The organism is Paenibacillus crassostreae, assembly GCF_001857945.1.
GTDB lineage: Bacteria > Bacillota > Bacilli > Paenibacillales > Paenibacillaceae > Paenibacillus_AQ > Paenibacillus_AQ crassostreae.
This window is the reverse complement of sequence record NZ_CP017770.1, coordinates 2846300-2858659: the sequence shown is the minus strand read 5'-3', so window position 1 is coordinate 2858659 and position 12360 is coordinate 2846300. Positions and strand designations below refer to the sequence as shown.

Below are 12360 nucleotides of genomic sequence, written 5' to 3'. Positions count from 1 at the left end.
TTCAAGGATGGTATCTATTTATACATATTACTCTGAAATCTTATAGTCGAAGTAATCATAGAAAGCTGAAGTCTGACTATCCACACCATTTCCCGTAGCATATAAGCCAACTAAAGCACCTGTAAATCCGCCATTTCGTTCTGGAGATACAATATGGGCCGCTGCATGAGCAATAGTATTCCACCAGGTAGTTCCGTCATTAGAATAGTTAAGTTGATACTCCCATTCATTAGCCGTGATCCGCAACCAAATCCGTTCGCCAGTCACGGGTACCTCTGATAATATCGAGACTTCCCCCCGATCCACTGCAGCAGCTGTTAGAACACGGGTTCCATTAGCCATCCGAATACCCAGCGTTAGATGTCCTTGTTCGTTCAACCGTACAGCGATTCCAGCTTCCTCTCCATCCACATCCGGTGCGAAACAAAGTTCAGTCGTTACCGACATGCAACGATGTTGTTGCCGTACACCGATGAATAGAGAGGGCTCCGCATCCTTGAGGGAATGTCTATTACCCTTAAGTGTAAGTTGCCCCGGTGATTCACTTAGCGATACTCGTTCTGCTTGAAGCGTGCGAATGAATGCCCACCGATGATTCAGTTGCTCCTCATCAAAATCATCTCTCCAACTTGTTAAGCCAGACCCTGAGGTAGACGCAATTGCATCACCTACCTGAGATGTATGCAATGGCTGCTCATCGAAAAGATTCCCTTCTGCATTCTGATCTGACCGAACCACAGTCATTTCAAATTGCACAGTGCCTTCATTATTATCCACCATCGGCCAACCATCTTCACTCCATGTTACTGGCGCAAGGAATGTCTCTCGACCCAGAACACTGTATTGCCCATCTACGGGACGGACCGCAAGGAACATCGTCCACCAATTCCCCTCAGCGTCTTCAACAAGCTCAGCATGTCCGAGATTCTGAATAGGGTGATTCGGAAGTTGATTATGAGTCAACATCGGATGTGGCATTATTTCAAATGGACCGTAAGGATTCACAGATCGATATACGAGTGCACGATGATCTGAGCCCGTACCCCCACATGCACAAGTCAGATAATAGAAACCCTTCATTCGATAAAGATGAGGTCCTTCAGTCCATACACCACCGTCACCTCGCGCAACAACAACAGGTTCACTTAACGCCTTGCCTGTCTTAATATCAATCTCATATTGGATAATATGCGACTCAACATCTGTACCATTCTGTGCAGTTACATATACCTTGCCGTCATCATCGAAGAATAAAGATGGATCAATATTACCATAGGGAATCAAGATAGGATCAGACCAAGGACCTTCAGGTTTCTCTGCCGTAATATAGAAGTTTCCAATACCATAGACATCTGTCGTAATCAGGTAAAAGACACCTTCATGATAACGTAGTGTAGGTGCGTATATGCCTTGAGAACTTTGTCTGCTAGACATATCAAGCTGACTCTTGCGTATAAGTGCATGGCCTATTTGTTCCCAGTGAATCAGATCTCGACTATGAAAGATCGGTAGACCTGGGTAATATTCAAAAGAACTTACTGCCAAATAATAATCATCATTGACACGAATCACACTTGGATCTGGATAGAACCCAGATAAGACTGGGTTCGTATAAGTTTGCAATACGCTCATGGTTTGTCCTCTCCTGATTCTGGCGATATGCCTTTAATAAATCGTTCTTCCTGCTGCATCGGACACACCCGATTTACGATAGAAATACGTATTAATGACATCTCGCCAATGGTGAGCATGCTCCGCTTGTTCATCCAATCGTTCAGATACCTGCGTGTAACGCTCCGCATCAACTTTACCCTCTAATTCAGACCATGCCTTCTGTAACTGCTTCGCTTCTTCTGCGCCAGCGAAATGAGTATCATAGATATGTTGGATCACTGTCTTCCCTGAATCTAGTTGATGGCTATACGGCAGATGGTGGAAGAATAGAAGCAGTTCATCTGGACATGATTCGATAGACTCATACATCGCTGCATTCTCTGGGAAATACTGAGCCGCATATCCTGTTCCAGTCGCTAAGGTGCGATCGACCCCAATCCCATCTCGATCAGCAAAGTGATAGGTTCCCCAGCGTGAATATTCGTAACCGTCTATATCTGGTCCATAATGGTAATGTGGGGTGACCATCCAACCGACACTAAGTGGCGCTGTGTAACTCTCATAGATCGGCCAAGATTTCATCAGGATGCCACATACAATCCCTACCACCTGATCATCATTACCGAACGTGAGTCGAGCCCATTCTTCAGCGATGTCTTCAGATGAACATTCAGGGTTCCAGATCAATCGTCCATAACCATAAAGATTCGCTTGAGCCAAGGTATGACCTGTCCAGTTCTCATCATTACCGATATTGGATACCGCAGCGATTCCACTATATTTCATACTGAATACAGACCCGTCTACAACTCGCTTGACCTCCGTACCTTGACCATTAGCATGTGTATCGAAATCAAGAACTTCCTTCCATTGTGGCACGAGATAACATACATGACGCTGTTGTCCTGTATACTCTTGTGTAATCTGGAACTCTAGCATCTGATTAGTCTGCTTCATCGTTCCGAATAGAGGGGACGCTGGCTCCCGTACTTGGAAATCCATTGGCCCATTCTTGATTTGTAGCAATACATTATCCTTGAACTTCCCATCCAACGGTTTAAAATGATCGTATGCTGCACGAGCTCGATCCGTCGAACGATCACGCCAATCCTGCATACAGTTGTATACGAAGCAACGCCAGATCACAATTCCACCATGTGGCTCTAATGCTTCTGCAAGCACATTTGCCCCATCTGCATGATCACGGTCATAAGTGAACGGTCCAGGACGGTGCTCAGAATCAGCCTTCACAAGGAATCCACCAAAGTCTGGAATACTCCGATAAATGGTATCCGTTGTATTACGCCACCAAAGGCGAACTCCTTCATCAAGCGGATCGGCCGTAGTAAGTCCTCCCACTTGCATAGGTGCAGCAAAGTTCACACTTAGGAATAGTGAAATACCGTATTCACGGAATACTCCTGCTACTCTTGCTACATCAGGTAAAAGTTCAGGCGTTATGAAACGTGTCTCCACTTCATGTACGTTGACATTATTGATAGCAATACTGTTAATACCAACGGATGCTAACATCCTTGCGTAATCTTTAATTCTTGCTAAATGTTCTGTAATTTCACCGTTATGATAAAAAATAGATGTACCTGCATATCCTCGCTCAATAGAGCCATCTGCATTATCCCATTGATTGATCATTCGAAGCTGGTTCGTTGGTTCTTCTCTGATCTCTAGTCCCTCTAACTCAACACCCTTTGCGATGAGTCTCAATAAGTGGAACACACCGTATAGGACTCCCTTTGATGAACCTCCGATTAACAATACATAGCTGTCTTGCTTCTCTACGATTTGTCGTAATACAAATCCTTCCGTTGAAAGCCCCTTTAAGTCCTGCTTTATAGACGCAGATGATTCATGATCTCCAGCCAATTCTAGCCAATCCATGGCATCGGTTACCGTGCCAATTCGAACATACGATGCTCCCGTTGGCTCGGTTGTCACTTGTGATGTCAACCCTAGCATCGTAGCAGATGCTAGGGCTAATTCTTCAATCGCAGCATCCATAACATCATCTGTTGCTTCAACTCCGACAACTACATTCCCAAGAAGCTTGGTATACGTCACACGTGAAGCCGGATTCTTCACCTCAGAATACTGTAACCACGCCTTGTACAAAGTACTTTCCATACTATTTTTCTCCTCCTTGGTAGGCAATCATTATATAGCAAATGCCGGTCACGAAGACCGGCATTTCGGATCAATACGGCTACGCCGTCCTTCACTACAATGAATAAATTAAAGCTTCAATTTAACTATGTTGTCCTACAAGTCTGTTATATGCTGGTTTTGGCTGATGCAACTCATTGAACAGGAACGGCCAATTCTTACGTCCTCTCACTGGGAAATCATCCAACCATGTATAATCATCAGCTGCTCCCCAGAATGTTACCGAGGTGATCTCATCACGATATTCTTTCAGGATCTTGAACATTCCTTCATATCGTTCTGCTTGTAGCTCTAATAACTCTTCCGGTGCTACTGTCAGATCTATACGCTTATCATCGAAACGGAATACAGATACATCAAGCTCCGTAAGCTGTAATTTCAGACCTAGTGATGCATACTTCTCAATAGCGCTACGAATATCATCCAACGATGGATCATACAGATTCCAATGTGCTTGAAGACCAACACCATGAATCGGTACATCTTGATCAATCAATGATTTCAACAACTTATAAATCTTATCTCGCTTGAGCGGATTGGATTCATTGTAATCGTTATAGAACAACAATGCTTTCGGATCCGCTTCATGCGCATATTGAAAAGCCTTTGCAATGAAATCAGGACCTACAATATCTAGCCATTTCGACTTACGGAGAAGTACCTCGCCCTCATCCTCAATCACTTCATTCACAACATCCCAAGCATAAATATCATTCTTATATCGACCAACAACCGTATCGATATGTGACTTGATCCGTTCTAGCACGGTATCCCGGTCAGCAGCCTGACCATTCTTACCTTCGAATAACCAATCACTTGTTTGATTATGCCAGACTAACGTATGACCGCGCATTGTCATCTCATTCTTCTTAGCGAATGCCACTAGTTCATCTGCCTGATTGAATGTATATGTCTCTTCCGCAGGATGCAGACTCTCAAACTTCATTTCATTCTCTGCTGTAATACTGTTGAAGTGGTATGCAAGTAGTTCCTTCTGACTTATAATCGTTTTCGGGTTCACTGCTGCACCAATCAGGAAGTCTTGTGCGAATACCTCTTTTAACTTCGGTTCATTTCGCCTACCTACTGTCGTCATAGAAAGTCTCTCCTCCTGTCGATACATATTAGCCTTTCACGCCACCAATAGTCATCCCTTGAACAAAATACTTCTGTAAGAATGGATACACCATAATGATCGGAACACTGGCAACTATTGTCATCGTAGCACGAATAGATGTTGGTGTAACTTGATTAGCTACATTTGATGTTGAGAACATTGATGAATAGTCCTGAGAGTTCATAGATGCACCTGAGTTCTGTAATATCTTCATAAGCTCATATTGCAGTGTACTTAATTCAGGATATGATGAGTTGTAGAGGAATACATCGAACCATGAATTCCATTGAGCTACAGCTGTAAAGAGTGATACGGTTGCAATAACCGGCAGACACAATGGAAGAACTACACGTAGAAACGTTGTGAATTCCCCAGCTCCGTCAATTCGAGCTGATTCTAGAATACCCTCAGGCAATCCTTCAATAAAGGAACGGATAACGATAACGTTGAATACCCCGATCAATCCCGGAAGAATATACACGGAGAAGGTTCCAATCAATCCAAGTTCACGTGTAAGTAAGAAGTTAGGGATAAGTCCACCGTTGAAATACATCGTAAGAATAAAAGCAAGCGATACAAACTTCCGTAACACATATTCCGGACGGCTAATCGTATAGGCTACCATCGAGCAACATAGAACGGAAAGTACCGTACCTATAATCGTTCTCATCGCTGATATAAAGGTTGCCTGGTAAATCGATGATTCTTTAAGAACATATTTGTAATTCTCAAGTGTCCATTCTCGTGGCCATAAATATATGCCACCTTTAAGTGAATCATTCGCTTGGTTAAGAGATACCGCCAGCGTATTAATAAAAGGATATAACGTAACTATGACCAATAATAACATCATGATAATATTGAAGGTGTCAAATACCCGGTCTCCAGGGGATTTGAAACGCGCGTATGCCTTTAATTCCTTTGCTTTTGCCATTATAAATCCTCCCTAGAACAGTCTATCTTCGCCTAATTTTTTCGCGATGCCATTTGCAGTGAATAATAGAATGAAGCTGACGACGGTTTTGAACATTCCAGCTGCTATAGATAATGAGAAGTTACCCATCTGAATACCATATTTGAGTACGAAGATATCTAAGTTCTCAGAGAAATCGATATTCATCCCGTTACCAAGTAAATATTGCGGTTCAAAGCCAGATTCAAGTAAATTACCAATATTCATAATCATGAGAATAACAATAACGGGTTTAATCCCTGGTAGTGTAATATGCCAGATCCGTTTGAAGCGTCCAGCTCCATCGATCTCAGCTGCTTCATATAGGGATGGATCTACTGATGTTATTGCTGTTAAGTATATAATGGTGTTCCAGCCCACGTTCTTCCAGACTTCCGAAGCACCGAGTATTCCCCAGAAATATTCACCTTTCCCAAGCCACAGGATTGGCTCATCAATGAAACCAAGCCACATAAGTATTTCGTTAATAACTCCTCCGTCTGCTGATAGCACGGTAGTGATAATACTGGCAGCAACTACCCATGATATAAAGTGAGGTAGATAACTGATGGTCTGTACAACTCTTTTAAACATCACCTTACGTAGCTCATTAAGTAGTAATGCTAGAATAATTGCTGTAAAAAATCCTAACACAAGGTTAATAAAGCTCATGGCTAATGTATTCCGAAGTACTAATAAGAAATGTTTATCTTGAAATAAGAAACCGAAATGCTCTAGACCAACCCATTTCTGATCCGAAAAACCTTTAGCTGGCTTATAATCTTGGAAAGCAATGGTCCAGCCCCAAAGAGGGACATATTTAAAGATAAATAACCAAATTAAAAAAGGAACAGACATGAATACCAATGACTTTTGCTGACGAATTCTCTTTATGAAAAGCTTCCACCCTGTTGGTGCATCAACTATCGTTGGAAAATCATTCGGTACTATTGGAGTGCTATTGCTCACAGTATATTCTCCTCTCTATCCTCAGTAGAATCGTTAAACAAGCATAAACGCCTTAGGCGTCCTTATAAGGACGGTACGCGTTTAAGCGAGAAATATAAGACATAAAGTATAGCGTAAAACTTATACTTTCTTATATTTTGAAAAAGGAAAGGGCAGTCGACCATATCTAGACAACTGCCCTTCCCCTCTCCTACAATCGTTCTACTGACCTGCTAATATTTCTACTTTTTTGGCTACTCCAGCACTAATTACATCCTCTAACGCCTTAACATCTAACTTGTTAAATTCTGTGTAATATTCAGTCCAAACCTTTTCGAAATCAGCCGGAGCTGCTAGGACTAGTTGTGGGAAGTATTTGCGTTGTAAATCATTTCTCTTCTGTTCGAACACTTGCGCTTCTGATCCTTGTGGAATCGGAATGCTCCATGCCGGATACCATGGACGTTCATCTGGTGTAGAGAAAAGTTGTGAGAAGGATTCAATATTGTAAGCTTCCAACAACTCCTTATCACCTTCGGTATATGACATTTGTGCAACTTCTGGTTGAGTTCCTGGCCCTACAGAGTTACCGTCTGGGAACGATGATCCGCCACCATACATCGGCCAGCTATAATTGAAATAGGTGAAACCAAATGATTGTTGAAATGCTTTCTCATTAGCTTTTACGATTTGTTCTTCTGTACGGTGGAAACGTCCTTCTTCATTAACTTCAAACGTTTCTCCTTTAATTCCCCATTGATTGAGGACTTGGTTCTCATCAGTTAACAAATTATCGAAGAATTGAATAATACGAACTGGGTCCTTAGCACTAACTGTGATACCGATACCACGATTACTTACAAAAGATGGCGGGTCAATATATTGATCCTTTATGTTTTCGTCAAACACGATAGGAAGCGCCATGTAATCTAGATCATGGTTACCTGATGCTACTGCAGCTTCTCGAAGACTATTCATCCCATCTGCCGCTTGCCATTTGTAGTCAAAGAATCCAAGAACCTTACCGGAAGCAAGCTTCGCGATATATTGATCTTTCGTATCCACGAAGGATGACTTATCAAAGATGCCCTCATCGTTGAGCTTGTTCAATTCTTGAAGATAACGTTTCGTGCTATTTACATCATCTCCATAATCCATTGCTTGGTGAGTCTCCATATCAATGATAGTACCACCATCATTCGGATAGCCTGCCAAATGCATTGGCGGATTCGTAAATGCGAAGAACTGATCTTGTGATGTTAATGCCAAGTAACCAGTTAAGTCTTCATCTGGATGTTTAGCTACATAGTCACGGATTAAGTTCAAATATTGATCATAAGTCTTAATTGTTGGGTATCCAGCTTCTTTCAACACCCGACGTTGAATCCAGAATGCACCTTGTGTAATATTTGGTTCTGGCATAAACTCGCCTACGTTTGCACTGAATGGTAGGAAGTTGATATTACCATTCTCATCCTTCATTAAGTTGAAATAAGGCTCATATACTCGTTTAATGTTCTGACCATGTTCCTCGATCAAATCATTAAGAGGGATGAACGCACCTGCATCAACAAGCTTATCAATAGTTTCTCCTGGTACGATGACATCTGGAAAGTCATTACTTGCGATGAATGTTCCAATCTTAGTATTCTCATCACCTACGAGATGCTCCATCTTCCAGTTAACACCAGTCTGCTCTTCGTAAATTTTACCGATTGTCGTTTCGTTAGTGTTAACATCCTTACCTGCCGCCGCATTGAAATAAGAAAATGAGACTTTATCTACCTTCTCTTCAGTTGCTACTCCAGGTTCATTAGATGCAGTCGTATTACCACTGTTGGCCGTATTACCATTGTTGCCTGAGCAACCTGCAAGAATAGATCCCATCATGACTGCTGTAAGACAAATAAGTCCTATCTGTTTCTTTCCCATACTTGGACAATCCCCCTTCGAAACTTTTGATTAATTTGTAAGCACTTTCATATTGATTATAATTGAGATTTTCATAATTTCTCACCCATCATTCTATAGATGATACTTAGAAAACTATAGATGCCCCTATAGATACCTCATTACTCTTCTACTGGGATTTTTAATGTAATTTGTGTTCCCACTCCGGGTTGGCTATCGATCATTAACTCAAACCGAGTCCCAAAATATAGCTTGAGACGATAGATCACATTTTGAATACCAATTCTGTCACCCATCTCTTCCTCTTCCCTAATATAATGATAAAGGTGCTCGATCTTCTCCATTTCCATCCCAACGCCGTTATCTCGAATAGTAACAACAAGCTCATTACGAATTCGTTGAATATCTACCTCAATTTTCCCTCCTGATTTAAGTGGTTCAATCCCATGAATACTGGCATTCTCCACGAAGGTTACGATAGACATTTTTGGAATAAGGAATTTATAATCGCTCTCATCTGTACGGATATTATAATTAAGCTTGTCACCGAATCGATATTTCTGGATTTCAAGAAAACAATGCATAAAGTCAAGCTCTTCTTTGAGCGTAATCATGTCCCGTTTCCAGATCAGCGAGTTACGAAAAATCTTGGCCATGTTCTGGATTATGTGCGCTGTTTCCTTCTCGTCTTTCATCACACTCCGCATCCGAATGGTCTCAAGAGCGTTAAATAGGAAGTGAGGATTAATCTGACTCTGTAGCGCATTTAGTTGCGAATGCCGACGTTGAATTTCAAGGTCTTTCTTCTGAATGTCGGTTACATACACATCATTAATAAGACTCTTAATTTGCAGAGTCATCCGATTAAACTCTTCTGTCAGTTGACCAATCTCATCTCGAGATTCATCTTCTGGGACCGTATCGAACTGTTGATTCTTAACCCTTTTCATATGTTTCAAAATACGGATGATCCGTACATTCAATGACCTCGTAATCCAGATAATAATAAAAGTAGGAAGCAATGTGTTTATGATAGTAACCAGAATAATGAAACTCCGCGATTGACGCACTTCCTTAAATACATCATCCTTGGACACCATCGCAACGATACTCCATCCATTCAGGTCATTGGTCATCGTATATTCTGTACGGAATTCAATCATGTCTGCACTCGATGTAATGGTATCAAAGGATACCCCACCACTCTGGATATTCACAGCCGGATCCGTTGTATACTCGATGTCACCTTTTTCATTCAGAAGGTAGACACTTCCCTGGAGGTTTAGGTTGCTAAAGATCTGCCTGATCGATGACATCTTCATATCAATTTTTAATATTTTGTGAAACTGATTCTGCGAGTAAAAAGCATCCATTCTACGAACAACGCTAAATGTATCCAGGTTCTGATCATCCCCTGTCCGTATGATTAAAGGTTGAGACAATCGATTATTTAACACCTGCTGGTACCAGGCTTTCTCCTTCACATATGCATCAATCACATTAACCCCACCCGAGAATAGCAATGTTGGATTGTCCACGTAGACTGTGATCCCTGCCACCGCATTATAAACCGGGGTATATGCATTTAGAATTCGACGTAAATAAGAGTCATAAGCCGCAACATAATCAGCAGGGACTTCATATTTTGTATCAATAATTTCATTCAATAGATGATCTGTATAGAATACTGACGAGATCTCCATCGTCCCTTCTACTTCCCTAGCGAATTCATTCTTCACTTGTTCAATCGCACGGGTAATATCATCAATAAGCTGCTGTTTCATATTATTCGTCGTTGTATAATAGAATATATAACTAATAATCAAGAGTGGGACGAACACGCCTAGAAAGTAAATGATCAACATTTTACCTCGTAAACGAACATTATTCAGACTAGGTAGCTTCATTTATCCTCGTGAACTCCTCCCTTATTTAAGCTGTTTCGGTACTCACTTGGGGTCATGCCTTCCATCTTCTCAAATTTGGTCACAAAATAATCGCTATTGCCAAATCCAATCCGTTCACTTACTTCGTAAATCCGCAGATCCGTCTGCCGTAACAATCTTTTAGCTTCATTCATTCTTAATTGTTGCAAGAAATCGTTAAAGTACACCCCATATGTCTTCTTAAACAATTGCCCTAAATACACCGGATTCACATAGAATTGGGCTGCAATAGATTTAAGACTGATATTCTCCTGATAGTGCGATTCAATATATGCTCGTATCTTTTGGATGTCACCACTGTGCTTCTTCTTACGAAGTTCGGCGATATACTGTCCACTCTCCTCCGCAAATACCGCAAATACATTTCTTAGCTCACTAAGGGAAAGATTTAAGTCATTCCAGTTCAGCAGCTTATCTAAAGTAGAGATCTCTTGTTCATCGCCACCCATTTCATTCATCGTTTTTACGATAATCATGACGCATTGATGAATATTCATCTTAACTGCTTCTGGTGCATAACACTTATCCCGAAAATTAGCGAACATCATCTTAATCGTATGATCTAGCTTATCAAATGCCATCTCCTCAATCTGTTCAACCAGTTGCTTATATACGCCATCATCGAGACTAATATATTGAAGTGTTGGCAGCGTTCCTTCATGTATAACAATACCCGTGTCATCATGCATATATTTGTATTGAAGTACTTCCTTGGCACTTCGATACGAATCACGAATGTCCGCTAAGCATTCTACCTTACATCCGGCATATAGGAAAATTCTCAATTCTGTTTCCTTCTTAAGATGTTGAAGCAGGGTCTCCGCGAAGGCTCGGACCTCTCCTTGGAAGATTTCTATAATACTATCTGGGACAATAAAACCTATACGACTACGATGCTCATGCAAATAAAAGGGCTGTCCTCCTCCTGTGATCTGTTGTAGTGTCCGTTGTAGTGTCTCCTTAAACCCTGATAGACTTAGAGAAGTTCCCACTTCACTAGAAAGATGAGTATCGTTCATCTCAGCAAACATATAATATAGACCTTTTACTTCCTTCAACATCAACCGATCTTCCCATTCAGCTAAGAATGCATCGTCAGGATGGTCTAGAATAAGCGCCTCTATCATCGCACCTGTCAATAAATTGTTCTCCAGATCACGATTCGCACGATCACTCGTTAGTTTTTCTCTTAATATTTGAAGCGTTGCTGCAAACTCAATTTCGTCTACGGGCTTTAGAATAAAATCATGTACTCCATATCTCAAGGCCTTTTGAGCATAATTGAAATCATCATATCCACTAAGTATAATAAACATGGGATCCGCTATACCTTCCTCAGTGACCCTACGAATTAGTTCAAGTCCATCAAGCACAGGCATACGAATATCCGTAATCACTAACTCAGGTTGAATGTCCTTAATCAGTTCCAAAGCATCCTCGCCATTATCTGCTTCTCCTACAACCTGAAAGCCGCAGGCTTCCCAGTCTATCAATTTCATTAACCCCTTACGGGTATACATTTCATCATCTACTAGAATAACTCTAAACATTGTAAGTCCCACCTTTCACTTCCATGACGTATCTAAATAATAAAGAATTTCAGAATTAAAGAAAACCCTTACATTACTCACTTTATTCTTCATTCACTTCATACATATGTCAATGTAATTATGAACTAAATTAGATTATCA

8 protein-coding genes are annotated in these 12360 nt (G+C 41.2%); all 8 read right to left on the bottom strand.

Translation table 11 applies throughout. From position 1 onward, the window contains the following. Positions 1-27 precede the first annotated feature (27 nt). A complete protein-coding gene (locus LPB68_RS13165) occupies positions 28-1632 on the bottom strand; it encodes a glycoside hydrolase family 43 protein (protein WP_068660474.1) in 1605 nt (534 codons plus the stop codon). Between the two features lie 33 nt (positions 1633-1665). Continuing rightward, the gene (locus tag LPB68_RS13160) at positions 1666-3756 is read right to left on the bottom strand and encodes an alpha-glucuronidase family glycosyl hydrolase (protein WP_068660476.1); all 2091 of its coding nucleotides are present in this window, start codon (positions 3754-3756) and stop codon (positions 1666-1668) included. A gap of 121 nt (positions 3757-3877) precedes the next feature. After that, positions 3878-4891, bottom strand: a complete 1014-nt coding sequence (locus LPB68_RS13155) for an endo-1,4-beta-xylanase (protein ID WP_082865797.1) — start codon at positions 4889-4891, stop codon at positions 3878-3880. Between the two features lie 28 nt (positions 4892-4919). After that, positions 4920-5846: a carbohydrate ABC transporter permease gene (locus LPB68_RS13150; protein ID WP_068660479.1), complete on the bottom strand. Its 927-nt coding sequence runs from the start codon at positions 5844-5846 to the stop codon at positions 4920-4922. Positions 5847-5858: 12 nt separating this feature from the next. Continuing rightward, on the bottom strand, positions 5859-6722 hold the full coding sequence (locus tag LPB68_RS13145; RefSeq protein ID WP_082865821.1) for an ABC transporter permease: 864 nt from the start codon (positions 6720-6722) through the stop codon (positions 5859-5861). A 312-nt stretch (positions 6723-7034) separates the two neighbouring features. Beyond that, complete coding sequence (locus LPB68_RS13140; protein WP_068660481.1) at positions 7035-8744, bottom strand: ABC transporter substrate-binding protein; 1710 nt, start codon at positions 8742-8744, stop codon at positions 7035-7037. Between the two features lie 140 nt (positions 8745-8884). Continuing rightward, positions 8885-10630: a sensor histidine kinase gene (locus LPB68_RS13135; RefSeq protein ID WP_068660483.1), complete on the bottom strand. Its 1746-nt coding sequence runs from the start codon at positions 10628-10630 to the stop codon at positions 8885-8887. Next, positions 10627-12219 (bottom strand): response regulator transcription factor, encoded by a 1593-nt coding sequence (locus LPB68_RS13130; RefSeq protein WP_068660485.1) that lies wholly within the window; start codon positions 12217-12219, stop codon positions 10627-10629. The genes LPB68_RS13135 and LPB68_RS13130 overlap by 4 nt, the downstream gene beginning before the upstream one ends. Between the last annotated feature and the right edge of the window lie 141 nt (positions 12220-12360).

Coding starts and splice junctions, on each gene's coding strand:
- LPB68_RS13160 (WP_068660476.1), bottom strand. CDS start 3,756: ATGGAAAGTACTTTGTACAAGGCGTGGTTACAGTATTCTGAGGTGAAG.
- LPB68_RS13140 (WP_068660481.1), bottom strand. CDS start 8,744: ATGGGAAAGAAACAGATAGGACTTATTTGTCTTACAGCAGTCATGATG.
- LPB68_RS13130 (WP_068660485.1), bottom strand. CDS start 12,219: ATGTTTAGAGTTATTCTAGTAGATGATGAAATGTATACCCGTAAGGGG.
- LPB68_RS13165 (WP_068660474.1), bottom strand. CDS start 1,632: ATGAGCGTATTGCAAACTTATACGAACCCAGTCTTATCTGGGTTCTAT.
- LPB68_RS13150 (WP_068660479.1), bottom strand. CDS start 5,846: ATGGCAAAAGCAAAGGAATTAAAGGCATACGCGCGTTTCAAATCCCCT.
- LPB68_RS13155 (WP_082865797.1), bottom strand. CDS start 4,891: ATGACGACAGTAGGTAGGCGAAATGAACCGAAGTTAAAAGAGGTATTC.
- LPB68_RS13145 (WP_082865821.1), bottom strand. CDS start 6,722: ATGTCTGTTCCTTTTTTAATTTGGTTATTTATCTTTAAATATGTCCCT.
- LPB68_RS13135 (WP_068660483.1), bottom strand. CDS start 10,630: ATGAAGCTACCTAGTCTGAATAATGTTCGTTTACGAGGTAAAATGTTG.